Origin of the sequence: Botrimarina colliarenosi, from assembly GCF_007859955.1 — a bacterium.
GTDB lineage: Bacteria > Planctomycetota > Planctomycetia > Pirellulales > Lacipirellulaceae > Botrimarina > Botrimarina colliarenosi.
Window position 1 is genome coordinate 667287 of the sequence record NZ_SJPR01000002.1, and the last position, 15148, is coordinate 682434.

Here is a 15148-nt window from a genome sequence, read left to right on the forward strand (position 1 = left end):
GGCTAGGCCACCTGCGGTTTCGGTTTGCGACGGACGGGGGGCTCCCCTTTCCAGCGGCGGTGGACCCACCAGTACTGAGTTGGCTCGCGGCGGATGACCTCCTCGAGCCGGCGGGTGAACCACTCTGTCAAGAGCGGCGTCGTCCCCAGCGCGAAGCCTTCGGCCCTCGGATCGATCGAGTCGATGCCAGTGATGCGGTATCGCAATGCCGCGTCGCCCCTGCGCTGGACGCCAACAACCACCGTCGGGGCTTCATACGACAACGTAAACAGCGACACCGCCTTGTGGGTCGACGCCGGCTTGCCGAAAAAGTCGACCCAACACCCCTTGGGCCCCGCGTGCTGGTCTCCCAGCAGCGTCAAGACGCCGCCGCTCGAAAGGACGCGTTCGACGTCCTCACGGCTGCCGGTCTTCGGCAGGATGAACTGCCCGGTGCGGCCACGGAACTCGTTGACGTAGCGGTCGACGTAGGCGTTGTCGAGCGTGCGGGCGATCGTGTGAGTTGGCAACCCAAAGACCCCCAGCACGTAACCCCCCAGCTCGAAGTTGCCGTAGTGGGCCGAGATCACCACCTTTGGCCCCTCGGAGAGCATCGTTTGGAGGATGAGGTCGTCGCGTTCGAGTTCGATCCAGTCACGCCAGGTGGTGCGGTGGACCTTCCGCGGCGTGTGGGCGATCTCGGCGACCATCAGAAAGAGGTGCCGCCACATCTTGCGGTTTGCCTGTTCTCGCTGGGCCGCCGACCAATCGGGGAAGGCGATCTGGAGATTCTCCTCCACCACGCCCCGCCGCATCCGGAGCACGTCGTGCATCAGCCATGCGAGCCCTTCGACGCCCCGTTCGCAGACCCGCAGGGGCAACGCTTGCACCAGGGCGATCGACCCCCGCAGCGCCAAGTAGGCGGCGTAGTCGACGGCGGATTTCAGGATCGGCGGCATAGAACGATTCTGACGGCGCCGGGTCCCCGGCGTGAAGGCCGATTGGCGCGGTTAAGTCAGCCCGGCTTGGCGAATCGACCGGTCGATTCGCCGCGGCGGCCTCCGAAACACGACCGATACTTCGGGGTCTCTTGTCCTTCCCTTGGATCCGACCTCATGTCTGTCGCCACGCTCGATCAACCCGCCGCCGAAGTTCTGCCGATCGATTTCAATCGCGAGCTTTTTAACGCCGTCGTTGATTCGGTTCCGAAGGCGCTGGCGATGTGCGGCGGAAAAGCGAAGTGCGTCGGCATCTCGCGGATGCCCACCAAACAGCACGGCGAGGTGACCGGCCTGATCGGCGCCCACGGCAAGGTGTCGGGCTTTCTCGCCGTGAATATGTCGAGGAAGCTGGGCCTGCACCTCGTGGGGGGCCTGCTCGGAGAAACCTACCCCGACCTCACGCCGCAAGTCGTCGACGGCGCCGGTGAGGTGACCAACATCATCGCCGGCGGCGTCAAGTCGGCCCTCTCCCGAGGCGAGTGGGCCTTCAGCCACATCACGGTCCCCAGCGTGATCGTCGGCGACGGTTACCAGGTCGCCTTCGCCAGCGGCATCGAACTGCTCGACGTCTGCTTCGAGGTCGAGAACCCCGACGCCATCGTGACCAGCGACCGCCTGCTGCATGTGACCCTGTCGATTCTCAAGCTGTGACCGACGGGGTTGCGCAGCGGCCTGGCATGGCGCGCCACGCAACCCTCTTGGTCGTAGCTCAAGCCTCGTCCGCCGCGCGGATCCACGGCGTGATCGTCGGCGTATTCGCCACGAGTTCTTCGGGCTTGAAGTAGAGCCCGATCTCACGGGCGGCGGCTTCTTCGCCGTCGGAGCCGTGCACGAGGTTCATCTGACGGCTGCTGCTGAAGTCGCCGCGGATGGTCCCCGGGGCCGCCTTGAGGCCGCTGGTGGCGCCGAGCATGTCGCGGACGACCTGCACCGCCTCAAGGCCCTCCAGCACGCCCGCTAGCACGGGGCCCCCGGTGATGAACTCCTCGAGCGTCGGGTACCAACCCTTCTCGACGTGCTCGGCGTAATGCTGCTTGGCCAGTTCCGGCGTGATCTGCAGCAGCTTCATCGCGACGAAATTGAGTCCCTTCGCCTCGAAGCGAGAGATGATCTGGCCCATCAGGCGGCGCTGGACACAATCGGGCTTCAGCAGGATCAACGTGCGTTGCATAGCGGTCGGCAGGGGTAAAGGGTTTCCACAGAAGGGCCCGGATTCTAGGCAGGCGCCGCCGGCGGCTCAACCTCCGGGGGCGACGGGACCCGCTTCACTCCGGGGGCTGACGCCACCCGGCTCGCCGCTAAGCCGCCAGCATTGCTGGGGGGTGAGGGCGCTCGGGTCTCATTGGTCTGGACGAGTTCGCCGCGTCTGCTAGCCTCCGCGGCGTTACCAGCTGGGCGCCAGAGGAGACCCAAACGGATGAATCGCTACGCAAGCCTGACCCTCGCGCTCGGGGCCGTCACCGTTGCGGCTGCCGGCTGCACCAGCCAATCAACGCCCGTTCCGAACCCCTTCAGCACAGCCGATCGGGTCCCGCCTCCGGCCATGCGCTCGGTGGAAGGCGTCGCGCCGGCTTACTACCCGGGCGCTGCCGCACCGGCCTACCCTGCCCCCCCGGCGGTCGGCGCTGCGCCGGCCTACGGGAACGCGCCCGCCTACGGCGCCGCGCCGGCTTACAATGCGGCCCCGCCCGTCACGGCGCCGGCCTATGGCGCGCCGCCCGCCACTTCAAGCTACGCGCCGAGCGCCCCGGGCCCCGCGCCGGGAACGGCAACCCCTTACTACGGCGCGTCGACCAGCCGCAGCGCCGTGACGCCCGGCGACACCATCTCGGTCCCCACCGACGCCGGCTCGCTCCGTTACGCGACGCCCGAGGAGTCCTACCTCGCCCGCCAGGAGAGCCAGCCCGTTCCGCGAGCGGGCGCCACGCAACTCGCACAGGCGCCCGATCGTCCCACCGCTACCGCCAACGGATGGATCGCCGGTTCGGCGCCAGTCCGCTCGTCCGCCATCGCCAGCAGCCCCCGGGTCCGCCTCCCGGGCGAAGGATGGAGCAGCGAGCCAATCAGCCTGGCGGCCATCGACCGCACCCAAGGGGTTCCGATCGCGCCGCTTGAGCCGGCGCCGACCGGCGCGCGGCCCGGCGAACCCGCTCCGCTGCGGGTTGCGACCCCCTCAGGCGGCACCGGTTGGCGCTAGTCGTGTACGATAGGGGGCTACTCCCCCTGCCCTTCCTGCGCCCGTTAGCTCGGTCTCCCGTTGAAGACGATCCCGCAAGGCGTCGCCCGCAAAATCCAGGCGCTCACCGGGGGCCCGGTGAAGCGACGGTTGGCGCAATGGGCCGCTTGCATCGACCCGATTAACCGGCGCGGTCCCGAGCTCGAGAAGCTCAGCGACTACGATCTCCGCAAAGAGAGCCTGTCGCTCCGCTACCGGGCCCGCAGCGGCGAGCCGCTCGACCGCCTGGTCGTTGAGGCGTTCGCCATCGTCCGCGAGGCGGGACGACGCACCAAGAACATGCGGCACTTCGAGGTGCAGCTGCTCGGCGGCGCCGCGGCCCACTACGGCTCGATCATCGAGATGCAAACCGGCGAGGGGAAAACCCTCACCGCGACGCTGCCGATGTACCTCGCGGCCTTGGAAGGTAAAGGCGCCCATCTGGCGACGGTCAACGATTACTTGGCCGCGCGCGACGCCGAGCTGATGGAGCCGGTCTACAAGGCGCTCGGCATGACGGTCGGGGTCATCCAGGGTCAGATGCCCCAGGCAGAGCGGCAAAAGTCGTACGGTTGCGACGTGACCTACGGCACGGCCAACGAGATGGGCTTCGACTTCCTCCGCGACCGGCTGCTCAAGCGACGGATCAGCGAGGGCGCCCGTGACCTGTTCGGCGAGATGCTGACCGGCGCGGCGTCGGGCGGCGGGGGCGAGAAGCCCGTTCAACGTGACCTACACTTCATGCTGGTCGACGAGGCGGACAGCATCCTCATCGACGAGGCGCGGACGCCACTGATCATCAGCGCGCTGCCCGGCGAAGAAGAAGAGATCGCCGCGGAGGCTTATAGCTGGGCCGCCCAACAGGCGGCGTCGGAGCCGTCGCTATTCGTCGAGGACGAGCACTACGAGTACGCGCACAAAGAGAAACGCGTCGATCTGACGCTCGCCGGCCGTAGGGTGGTTCGCGAACTCACCAAGCCCGCGGCGCTCGACCACGTCTCGCTCGCGGAGATATACGAGTACATCGAGCGGGCCATCAAGGTGCGGCGTGAGATGTTCCTCAACCGGCACTACATCGTCCGCGACGGCGAGATCGTCATCGTCGACGAGTTCACCGGCCGACTCGCCGAAGGACGGAAGTGGCGCGCCGGCATCCACCAAGCGATCGAGGCGCAAGAAGGGGTCGAGATCACCTTCGCCACCAACCAAGCCGCCCAGATCACGATCCAGGACCTCTTTCTCCGCTACCAGCGACTGGCCGGCATGACGGGCACCGCCAGCACCAGCGCGCCGGAGCTGCGGAAGATTTACAAGGTCCACTGCCTGCCGATCCCCACCAACCGCCCCCCGATCCGACAGCAATTGCCAACGCTCGTCTACGGCACGGCCGACGCGAAGTGGCGCGCGATCGTCGACGAAATCACCCAGATGCACGCCACGGGGCGGCCCGTGTTGGTCGGAACGCGGTCGATCGACAAGAGCGAGCTGCTCGCCGGCTTGCTGACCGAGGCGGGGATCGAGCACACCGTTCTCAACGCCCGCCACGTGGCGAAGGAAGCCGAGATCGTCGCCGCCGCCGGCGGGCAGGGCCGCGTCACGGTCGCCACGAACATGGCGGGCCGCGGCACCGACATCAAGCTTGGCGAAGGGGTTCACGACCTGGGCGGCCTGCACGTCATCTGTTCCGAACTCCACGAGTCACGCCGCATCGACCGCCAACTCATCGGCCGCTGCGGCCGTCAGGGCGACCCCGGCAGTTACCGACAGTTCCTCTCGCTCGACGACGAGATCTTGGTGCAGGGCTTCGGGCCGCGGCGTTACAAGCGACTGATCGAACGGGGCAAGAAGTCGAAAGACGCGTCCCTCTCGGGGCTCGAGAGCCTCTTCATGCGGGCTCAGGCGCGGGTCGAGCGGCGGCAGTTCCGCGAACGCAAGGTCCTGCTCTACCAAGACAAAGAGCGGCAGAAGATGCAACGCGCCATGAGCCAGGACCCTTATCTCGATTCGCCGGGGTGAGGCTCCCCTTACTGCGTGCGGGGCTCAAGGCTGCGTGCGGGGCTCAAGAAGCGGTCCGGAGTGAATGCGACCTTTTCGAGCCCCGCACGCAGTAAGGGGAGCGAACCGATCAACGCCGTCTGCAGATTCGCTGCCAAGCTGTTACGCTGGGCGACGTCATGAACTACCCTTTCGTCCCCGACGACCCGCTGCTGCAACTGGCCCTGGTGCTCGTGGCGGGCATCCTGGGCGGTGAGCTGTTTAGCTTCCTGCGGATGCCTCGCGTCACCGGCTGGATCGCCACGGGCATCTTGCTGCGCACCACGGCGCCGTGGCACGGCGGCTTCTCGGGACTCTCGGCGGACACGGCGGGCGAACTGCGGCCCTTCATGAACTTCGTGCTCGGCTATATCGCCTTCACGGTCGGCGCCGCCCTGCACATCGCCAGTTTGCGGAACGCGGAGAAACGGCTCGGCTTGCTGCTGCTCGGCGAAGCGATCGTCACGCCATCGGTGGTGCTGGCGATCATGGCGGTGGTCGGGCCGTTGGTCGCCCCCGAGGTGATGACGCTCAAAGCGGCGGTCCTCCTCGCCGCGATCGCGATCGCCGGCGCGCCGGGCACCACCGTCCTCGTGATCCAGGAGGCGCGGGCCCGCGGCATCCTGACGCGGACGTTGCTCGGAGCGATCGCCCTGATCGACATGGTGGCGGTCGGGACGTTTGTCTTCGCGGCCGATTTCCTCGCCGAGGGCGCAGGCGAGGGCGTGTCGTGGCTCGAAGCGTCGCCCGCCGCTCTGGTGACCGTCGCCCGCGAGTTTGCCATCGCCGTCGGAGTTGGCGCCGTGAGCGCCTTTGCCGCGATGGGGCTCACGAGGACCGTGATCAGCCCCGCGTTCTTGGGACCCACGATGGTCGCCGTCATTCTTGGCGCCTGGGGCGGCGCGTCGGGCTTCGGCGGGTCCGGCATCCTCGCCTGCACCTTTGCCGGAATCATCGTGTCGAACGTCCGACACGACACCGTCAGTTCGACACAGGCTTACCTGCACTCGATCGGCGCGGTGCTGTTCGCCGCGTTCTACACGCTCGCCGGGATGAACCTCGACGTGTCGATCGTCACGCGGGTCGCCGGCTTGGTGGGCTTGTACTTCGTCGCGCGGTTCGCCGGCAAGTACGCCGGCGCCTACACAGCGATGTCGATCGCCCAAGCTCCCGACCGCATCCGAAACTACCTCGGCATGGCCCTCATCCCCCACGGCGGCGTCGCGGTTGGCCTGCTGCTGATGGTCCAGTCCGACCCGCGGCTGGCGGACGTGGCCGAGACGGTCACCACCGTCGGCCTCGCGGCGCTGGTGATCAACCAGCTGCTCGGCCCCAGCGGGCTGCGGCTGGCCCTGTCGCATGTCGGCGAGGTCGGTATGGCGGCGCCGCGGCTGCTCGACTTCTTGGACGAGAACCACATCACGGTCGGTATCTCTGGCTCGACCAAAGAGGAGGTGGTCCGCACGTTGGCGGCCCAGCTTTACACCAGCAACGACCATCCTTCGATCCCTTTGGAAGAATTCATCGAGAAGGTCCTCGAACGAGAATCGCTCTCGAGCACGGTGCTAGGCGAGGGACTGATGATCCCCCACGCCATCATCGACGAGGGGGATGAAATCACCGGCGTGCTGGGCGTCAGCACCAAGGGGATCGACCTCGGCGCCCCCGACGGCCGGCCGGTTCACGCCATCCTGTTGCTGGCGACCCCAACCGCCGACCGCAAACGGCACCTCGAGGTGCTCGCCGCCTTCGCCCGGGCGATTACGCGCGACGTGAACCTCCGCGAACAGCTCTACCACGCCCGCAGCGCGGCGCACGCCTACGACATCCTCCACGCCGAGGACGCCGAGGACATCAACTACTTCCTCGAAGACGCCATCACGCGCTCGAAGTAGGCGCCAAGGCGCGAACCTCTCTCCCGGCGCCGCGGTCACGAATTGACCGTGAAGACCAAGTCCCCCACCACCGACAACGCCACGCTCGCCAAGCCGCTAGCGCCGGAGGACGTGCGCCGTGGCGACTACGTCGCGGTGCTGAGCGAGGAGTACGAGTACCCGGCGTTCGCGTGGCTCTGCGACCACTCGCTCACGAGCCGCGACGAGTTGATCCGCATCCGGCTGAGGCCGCGCGAGACCGAGGCGCCGCTGCGGGTCGTCGCCGCCTGCCTGCCGTTTGTCTACGTCAAGCCGCCGAAGGGCGACGGCCGCACGCTCGACCTCCGCTCGGTGCGGCTGGTGCGGCTTGACCGAGGCTACGCCCAGCGGGTCTGTCGAGCCGTCGGAACCGGCAAGAAGAAGCGGCGATGAAGGCGACGGCCGCGCGCGGCTTGCGGGTCTTCAGCGACGCCGAAAAACCGCAATCGATCGCCGATTCTTCGCAAACCGGGCCTTGTCGCCACTAGCTCGTCGACACCTTGGGGCGGAGCGTCCAAGATGGATGCCGGAACGAAACGCGCGGCACGGGTCGCGTAGGAGGCTTCTCTGACGGAAACGCCCTTAATGCGATCTCTTCTCCCGATGACCCGCGCCGCGGCGCTCGCGGCCGCGGCTTTCTCGTTGTTGAGCGTCGCGACGACGTCGGCGCAGCCGCTGCCGGCCTTCCCCGGCGCCGACGGCGCGGCGGCCGGCGCCACCGGGGGGCGCGGCGGCTTGGTCTACCACGTCACGAAGCTCGACCAGAACTACAGCGACGCCGTTGAGGGGACCCTCCGTTACGGACTAACCGACGGCAACTTCGGCGGCCAGCCGCGGACGATCGTCTTCGACGTGGCGGGCACGTTCTGGCTCGGCCGCTACGGCGCCGACCGCGGCCACGACAACGGCTGGGACACCCAGTCGCGACTCAATCTCGGCAGCAACGTCACCATCGCGGGTCAATCGGCCCCGGGCCCTGTTTACATCATGGGGGGCGTCGTCAAGGCGAACGGCTCTAACACCGTGCTCCGCAACGTGACGATCGCGCCGGGCTACGGCCTGCGGAACTTCGCCAAGCCCGATGAAGGAATCGAGCCAACCCCCGGTAACTTCCCCGATTCTTACACGTACGACGCGCTCGACATCTCGGGGACGAACCAAATGATCGATCACGTAACGACGCTCTACGCAACCGACGAAACGATCTCCGCCAATGAGTTAGCCGACAACATCACGATCCAGTACACAACCATCGCCCAAGGCCAGAACTACCCACAGGCCGACGCCGAGGCGTCTGGCTTAAGGTACACGGGCCACGCGCTCGGCTCATTGCTGCAAGCGGGTTCGGGCGCGGAGATCAGCGTGCTAAATAATCTCTACGCCCACCAGAAGGGCCGCATGCCGCGGATCGGCAGCGAGGTCGGCACCGGCCCTTACAACGACTTCCGCAACAACGTCTTCTACAATTGGCTGGGCAGCGCGACGCAATCCGCCTCAGGGCAGCGGAGCTTTAACAACTTCATCGGTAACTTCTATTTGGCTGGGCCGGGTGGTGAGGACCCCGTCGGTGGGACCAGCACCGCCATCACCAACCGCTCGGGCGGAACCGGCATCGGCGGCGGCAACTCGACCAACCGCATCTTCGCCACCGGCAATCTCAAGGACACCAATAAAGACGGCGACGCCCTCGACACCAGCACGGCCAGCTACTCTAGCGCCGTGGAATCACAGGCGTATGACGTCAACCTCGGCGTGACCCTCACGGCGACCCAAGCGTACAACAACACGCTCGACTACGTCGGATCGAACTGGTGGAACCGCGACGCGGTCGACGAGCGGCTGATCAACGAGGTCCGCACCGGCACGGGCAAGATCATCGCCTGGGCCGACGACCCGTTCAATAACGACCCGAACGAAGGGGTCGAGTGGCGCCAGATGCTCTCGTACCGCGCCGACACTTCGACCGGCGCCGCGCCGTTCAACCGTGCAGCCGACTGGGACACCGAGGACAACGGCCCCGGCGCCGCTCCGGGTGACGGCATGCCGACCTACTGGGAGCTTGAGCACGGTCTCGACCCGAACGCCGCCGACAACAACGGTGACTTCGACCAGGACGGCTACACAAACCTGGAAGAGTACCTGAACGAAGTCGCCGCCTGGCCGGCGCCCGCGCCGGTGGTGTTCGACGGGGCCTCGAACAACCGTTACGCCCAAATCCAGAACTGGCGCGTCAGCGGCATCGATCTGGCGATCCAAGGCAAGGGGACACAGACGACCTACTCGAACTGGCAGCCCTCCCGCTACGACGACACCTACCTCCAAGGCAGTGCCGTCGTCGACGCCGTCGGCCAGCACGCCGGCTATCTGACGATCGCGGCGGAAGCCGGCAGCACCGCGGGCCTGACCGTCAGCGACGGATGGCTCAGGGCCCATGAGGCGGTCCTCATCGGCGGCGCCGGCGCCGCGTCGGCCACGCTCGCGCTGGAAGGCGGAACCCTCTACACGCCGATGCTGATGAAGTCGGCGCAGGGCGCCTTCGCATTCACAGGGGGCGAGCTGCACGCCGACGGGGTGAGCTTCGATCTCCTCGTCGAGGGCGGTACGGTGGCGCCGGGCGACTTGACCAATCAACTGATTGTTGACGGCGACCTCACGCTGCAAAGCGGCGCGCTGGCGATCTCGATCTCGCCGACCGAAGGCGCCGACGCCGTGGCCGTCACGGGGCAGGCGACGCTCGGTGGTGACCTGCTAGTCGCGCTCGACGGCTTCACGCCCGCCGCCGCCGAGTCATTCGTCGTCCTCGTCGCCGACACGATCACGGGCGTGTTCGACAACCTGTCGGGTGGGCGGGTCGGCGTCGCGGGAGGCGGCACGTTCTTCGCGACGATCACCGACACGATGGTGACTCTCAGCGACTACGCCGCCGCGCTCGCCGCCGACTTCAACAGCGACGGCCTCGTCGACGCCGCCGACTACACCGTCTGGCGAGACGGCGTGGGGACGACCTACACAGAGGCCGACTACACCGCCTGGGCCGTCAACTACGGCGCCGTGGCCACGGGCGTTTCGACGGGCGTTCCCGAACCGTGCGGTGTGTTGCTCGCCGCGACGGCGATGGTGTTTGGCGGCGCCTGGCGCGTTCGCCGGAAATCGTAGTCGGGTCGCGTCAGCGGCGACGCAGGCCCGCCAGCAAGAGCGGAAGCGCGGTGACGAGAGCGGCCGGCTCCGGAACCGAGGCGGTGTTTGGCGCCTCGGCAAGCGCGTCACGCCACACGGTGTAGTCGGCGGCGTTCACCAAGCCATCGGCGTTTCCATCGGCGCCGGCGGCGGGCGCCGAGGCCTCTCCGTAGCGTGACCGCCAGACCACGTAGTCGGCTGAATCGACGTCGCCATCGCTGTCGTAGTCGCCCGAAAGAGCTGGCGCTGGGACGAACTCCAAAGCTCCACGCGCCGCCGTGTCAAAGAAGTAAAAGGCGTAATCGCCCGCCAACCGAGCGACACGAAGCTGGACCGATTGGAACGGCTGCATCGGGTCGGCCACCCCAATCCAACCCGACTTGAACGGGCGGTCCCCTTCGCCAAACGTGTCGAGGAAGACGATCGAACCGCCGTCTTGAAACCCTAGCAGTCCTGGGCTCATCGTGAGGTCGGCGCCGGGGATCCAGTTGTACGAGAACCCGGCCGCGACCACCGGCCGAGCAAACTCGATCTCAAGCACACCAAGCGTTGGGTTGGCTGCGTCAGCTCGCCAGACAAACCCAACGTCCGAATCGAGCAGGCTCGGCGCGACAGGATCAACCTGCGTTAGCGTCGCGTCCGGAGCGGCGATCTGAACGACCGGATCCTCGCTGTCGTTCGACCAGAGAGCCGCCTGCCGGTTGGCGAAGAGAGCGTCGAACGCCGCCTGATCGGTTGGGTCGTAGTAAGTCGGCTCGGCGGACGAAATCGCCGCGCAAAACATCGCCGCACAAAACGCCGCCGCACAGGACCAAGTCGCTACGAGAAGCGGGGCAAGTCGTCGCATGGCATGCTGAGAGAAAAGGGAAAAGCGTGAACTTTCGCCCCAATCCTACTCGCCAGCGCCGACCGGCGGAGTTATTGGCTGAAAACGAGGCGGCCCACCTGGCCCCCTTAGAGAGGCGTCGCGATTAGCGCGTCGAGCTCGCTCTTCAGCCGCGGCAGAATCTCGTCGTAGCCGAATCGGCCGAGTTCCTCCTCGCCCTTCTTCAGGTTCACGAAGCTCGGGCCGCACCAGAGGCCGAGGTCGGCGTCGTCGGTCTCGCCCGGGCCGTTCACCCGACACCCCATCACGGCGATTGTGATGGCGTGATCCTTGGCGTAACGGGTCATCTCCTTGACCTTTTCCGCTAGGTCGACGAACGCCTCGTTCTCGACCCGGCTACAGCTCGGGCAGCTGATGATGTTCATCGTCGGCAGGCCGTAATCGACAACGCTGCGGACGCGGCCCGCCTGGATGTCGGCGACGATCGATCGGCCCGCTTCGATCTCCTCGAACTTCCGCGAGTTCGGGACCGTTAGCGAAACGCGGAGCGTGTCGCCAATGCCCTTGGAGATCAGCTGTTCGAAAGCGATGCGGGTCTTGATCACCCCCTCGGGCGGGATGCCCGCCTCGGTGACGCCCAAGTGAAGCGGCACGTCGGGACGCTCGGCGGCGAAGCGCGTGTTGACCTCGATCACTAGCTTCGGATCGGAGTCCTTCAGCGACACGCAGTAGCGTGTGAAGCCGATCTCGTCGAGGTACGCGCAGTGATCGAGCGCCGATTCGAGCATCGGGCCAATGCTGTCGGACGCGTCGTACTTCGCCTTCTTGGCCGGGTCGACGCTGCCGCAGTTGACGCCAACCCGCATCGCGCAGTCGTTGTCACGCGCTACGCCGACCAAGTAGGCGACCTTCTCTTGCCACGGCTTGTCGCGCTCGTGGTGGTAGAGGTGCCCCGGGTTGTAGCGGAGCTTATCGACATGCGGCGCCACGAGTTCCGCCAGGCGGTAGTTCTCTTGCAAGTCGACCGATAGGTTCGCGGTGGTCTGCTGACGGATCTCGGCGAGCGCAGCGGCGTCGGCCTTGCTATCGACCGCGATCCGCACCACATCGGCGCCAACGCCCGGGCCTCCGGCGGCCATCAGATTCACCAGCGCCACCGTGGCGTCGATGTCTTGGGTGCTGGTTGCCGTCATGCTCTGCACCGCGATCGGGGCGCCGTCACCGATGGTGACCGAACCGATGCGGACGGGGCGGGTCGGGTTGCGTTTGATTTCGACCATGGTTGAAGAGTTAACCACAAAGGAACGAAGGAACAAAGGTCGTGCAGGACAGCGGAAACTTCAGAACGGCCGGGTCTTTCTTCGCTACTTGGTTCCTTAGTGGTTCACAAAAATCCCTCCCAGAGGGCCGAACCGACGCGAACCATCGTCGAGCCTTCGAGGATCGCCTCCTCAAAGTCCCCCGACATACCCATTGAAAGCTCGGTGAGCGGCAGGTCGGGCGTGGCGACGCGGTCGCGGAGCTCACGCAGGGCGGCGAAGTTGCGGCGGGCCGTGTCTTCGTCGCCCGAGCGGGCGGCCATCGTCATCAGGCCCGTGACTTGGACGTGCGGGTAGCCCGAGAGTTCCGCCAGCACTGCAGGGAGGTCCGTTGGAGCGAAGCCGTGCTTCTCGGCGTCGCCCGACTCGTTGACTTCCAGGAGCACCGCCTGCGTCTTGCCGCACGCGGCGGCCGCTTTGTCGATCGACGCCAGCAGCCGCAGTGAATCGACGCTGTCGATGGACGCAACCGTCGCCACGGTGCGCTCGACTTTGTTGCGTTGGAGATGCCCGATCAGCCGCCAAGCGATTGGCAGGTCCGCCAACTCGGGCGCCTCGGCCTTGGCCCACAGCTGTTGCGGCCGCGCTTCGCCGAGGGTCGCGCAGCCCGCTGCGACGAGGGCCGCTGTTTCGGCGGCGGCGACGTACTTGCTGACGCCCACCAGGGTGACTTCGTCCGCCGGCCGCCCCGCCGCCGCGCAGGCCGTGGCGATCCGCTCCTGGACGCGCGCAAGGTTGGATCGGACGACAGCGTCGATATCGCCGGTCATGTTTGCATCAAAGCGGCTACGCTTCCGGCCCCTCGATTTCGAAGTACTCGTCGACCGTCCCGTCGGGGGCGTTGTACTTGCCGACGAACATCTCCGACGACAGGTTTTGGCCCATGAGCGTCCGGTTGCCGAGCTGCTCGAGCGACCGGTAGATGAACCACTGCTGTTTGGCGGCTTGGACCCGGTAGCCAATCGCGACGTCGGGCGACACCGTCTTAAGAGACTCGGCGACGGTGAGTTGCCGCCAGGTCCGCTGTTTCTCAAACCGCGAAGCCGAGAAGTCGAACCACAGGTAGGACGCAATATTCCGCCCCTGCCGTTGGCGGGTGTGCAGCAGCCCCCCCTCGACGGCGGATAACTCGCCCCCCCGCGGGTCGTCACGCCACTCGGCCAGCGCCAGGGGCACGACGCCGGCCACCGTGTCATCCCCGGCGGTGAGGATCGCTTCGCGGGTCTCTTTCTCCGGGCAGAGGGCGATTCCCGCCCCCAGCGGCAGCCGGGTCGTTAGTTCGAGCCGCGCGCCGTCGGGCTTCGCCGAGAAGAGCGTCTCGGCCAGAAAACCGACGCCGTCCTTCCGCGACAGGAAGAATTGCCGCTCGAGCCGGGCGCCGCCGGCCAGCGGCAGGGCGAGCTCCAGATAGTCGCCGTCCTCGTCACTGTGCCAGCACTGGCAGTCCCAGTCGTCGGTCGATCGGACCAGGGTCCCGTTAATCGACGCCTCGACGGGCCAGTCGCCCGAGAGCAGCGTTTGCTTCCCGGCGTGCACCTCGACGCGCATTGAGTCGGAGGGGTGGGCGACCACGATCCGCGGCGCCTTGTCACGCCACCCGGTCGCAAGGACCCCCATTTCGGACCATTCCGAGTGGTTCGACGTCTCCGGCGCCTCGAACGAGTCGTCGGCCCGGTAGCCCTTGAGCCTTGCGCCTGCGGCGGCCTCGTCGCAGGCGTCGCCACCGATACGGAGTGCTTCGCGGATCATCGGGTCGGCGCCCGCGAGGCCGGCGGGGGCGAAGGCGAGGCGGCCGTGGCGGTCGGCGAGCCGCAGCGTCTGCCGCACAAGCCATTCGTAATGCCCCTGGGCGTCGCTGTTCCACGGCTTGCTGTCGCCCAAACCGCGGCAGCGGGTCCAACAGGCGGTCAGCAGCGAGGCGGCGTGCAGCGAGGCATCGATCCACAGCGACGAGGTCAACAGCCCCTCGCCGTCGGTCAGGCGCTCCAAGCCGCCACTGAGCGCCGTCTTCGCCGGGGCCGCCAGTTCGTGCAGCGGCCGCAACTCCGGGAGGAGTCGGCTGAGCAAGAGCGGCAGTTCGCCGGCAAGGAGCTGGTCGACGACTACCGCTTCGGCGTCGTTCGGATCGGCGTCGGCATCGGGCGCGGCGGCCGAGGCCGCTTCCTGGGCGACGCGGAACAGCGTCTCGACGAGCGACCACCAGGCGTCGGCGCCGAGCTTCGTCGCGAGGTCGGCCGCGGCGGTCGCCCAGGCGACGCACTCGAGGGCGAACACCAAGTCGGGCTCGCGCTGGACGGCGTCGGTGAGCCAGCGGTGCGAGGCGGCGACGGCGGCTTGCCCCTTGGCGAGGGGGGCTTCGGCGAGCCAATCCGCGAACGCCTCGGCCGACCCGGCGGTCAGCCCCCACGCCAGGGCGGGGGCCTTCTTGCCCGCCGCCAGCGGATACGGCGTCGCATGGCTCTTGCGCTTGGCGAGGTGCTCAGACCACGCCTTCCACGCCGCGGCATGGTCGTTTCGTTTCCACGCCTCGCGGACCGAGGCGGGCGCCTCGGAACGCCACAGCTGCCGGGCGTCGAGCTGGGTTAGGGCGCCGATGGCGTTCAAAGCAGGCGCCTTCGTGGCGGAAGTTCGGGAGGGAGGGGCCGTCGACACCGTAGCGATCCTTCAAGGAGTGGCGTTAGGAT

General features: G+C 67.2%; 12 protein-coding genes. 6 read left to right on the forward strand and 6 right to left on the reverse strand.

Going from position 1 to position 15148, the window contains the following annotated elements:
* Positions 1–2: 2 nt before the first annotated feature.
* Positions 3–938 (reverse strand): lysophospholipid acyltransferase family protein, encoded by a 936-nt coding sequence (locus Pla108_RS10650; RefSeq protein ID WP_146444911.1) that lies wholly within the window; start codon positions 936–938, stop codon positions 3–5.
* A 156-nt stretch (positions 939–1094) separates the two neighbouring features.
* Between Pla108_RS10650 and Pla108_RS10655 the strand changes: the two genes are divergently transcribed.
* Positions 1095–1631 carry a chemotaxis protein CheX gene (locus Pla108_RS10655; protein ID WP_146444912.1) on the forward strand — a complete coding sequence of 179 codons (537 nt, stop codon included), beginning with the start codon at positions 1095–1097 and terminating at the stop codon, positions 1629–1631.
* A gap of 58 nt (positions 1632–1689) precedes the next feature.
* On the opposite strand, the gene ndk is transcribed toward Pla108_RS10655, so the two are convergent.
* The gene (gene ndk / locus Pla108_RS10660) at positions 1690–2151 is read right to left on the reverse strand and encodes a nucleoside-diphosphate kinase (protein ID WP_146444913.1); all 462 of its coding nucleotides are present in this window, start codon (positions 2149–2151) and stop codon (positions 1690–1692) included.
* A 246-nt stretch (positions 2152–2397) separates the two neighbouring features.
* Between ndk and Pla108_RS10665 the strand changes: the two genes are divergently transcribed.
* The 5 genes from Pla108_RS10665 to Pla108_RS10685 all read left to right on the forward strand — a co-directional run bounded on the left by Pla108_RS10665 (position 2398) and on the right by Pla108_RS10685 (position 10298).
* Positions 2398–3177: a hypothetical protein gene (locus tag Pla108_RS10665; protein ID WP_146444914.1), complete on the forward strand. Its 780-nt coding sequence runs from the start codon at positions 2398–2400 to the stop codon at positions 3175–3177.
* 60 nt (positions 3178–3237) lie between these two features.
* Entirely contained in the window at positions 3238–5211 is a 1974-nt protein-coding gene (locus Pla108_RS10670; protein WP_146444915.1) for a preprotein translocase subunit SecA, read from the forward strand.
* A gap of 158 nt (positions 5212–5369) precedes the next feature.
* On the forward strand, positions 5370–7124 hold the full coding sequence (locus Pla108_RS10675) for a PTS sugar transporter subunit IIA (protein ID WP_146444916.1): 1755 nt from the start codon (positions 5370–5372) through the stop codon (positions 7122–7124).
* Positions 7125–7172: 48 nt separating this feature from the next.
* The gene (locus Pla108_RS10680) at positions 7173–7535 is read left to right on the forward strand and encodes a hypothetical protein (protein WP_146444917.1); all 363 of its coding nucleotides are present in this window, start codon (positions 7173–7175) and stop codon (positions 7533–7535) included.
* A 192-nt stretch (positions 7536–7727) separates the two neighbouring features.
* Positions 7728–10298, forward strand: coding sequence for a hypothetical protein (locus Pla108_RS10685; protein WP_146444918.1), 2571 nt, complete (start codon positions 7728–7730; stop codon positions 10296–10298).
* Positions 10299–10308: 10 nt separating this feature from the next.
* Here Pla108_RS10685 and Pla108_RS10690 read toward each other — a convergent pair whose 3' ends face one another.
* From Pla108_RS10690 to Pla108_RS10705, 4 genes are all read right to left on the reverse strand, one after another.
* Positions 10309–11166, reverse strand: coding sequence for a hypothetical protein (locus Pla108_RS10690; protein ID WP_146444919.1), 858 nt, complete (start codon positions 11164–11166; stop codon positions 10309–10311).
* Between the two features lie 107 nt (positions 11167–11273).
* Entirely contained in the window at positions 11274–12425 is a 1152-nt protein-coding gene (locus Pla108_RS10695; protein ID WP_146444920.1) for a flavodoxin/ferredoxin-dependent (E)-4-hydroxy-3-methylbut-2-enyl-diphosphate synthase, read from the reverse strand.
* Between the two features lie 104 nt (positions 12426–12529).
* Positions 12530–13234 (reverse strand): YggS family pyridoxal phosphate-dependent enzyme, encoded by a 705-nt coding sequence (locus tag Pla108_RS10700; RefSeq protein ID WP_146444921.1) that lies wholly within the window; start codon positions 13232–13234, stop codon positions 12530–12532.
* A 16-nt stretch (positions 13235–13250) separates the two neighbouring features.
* Positions 13251–15116 carry a hypothetical protein gene (locus Pla108_RS10705; protein ID WP_197526471.1) on the reverse strand — a complete coding sequence of 622 codons (1866 nt, stop codon included), beginning with the start codon at positions 15114–15116 and terminating at the stop codon, positions 13251–13253.
* Positions 15117–15148: the final 32 nt, after the last annotated feature.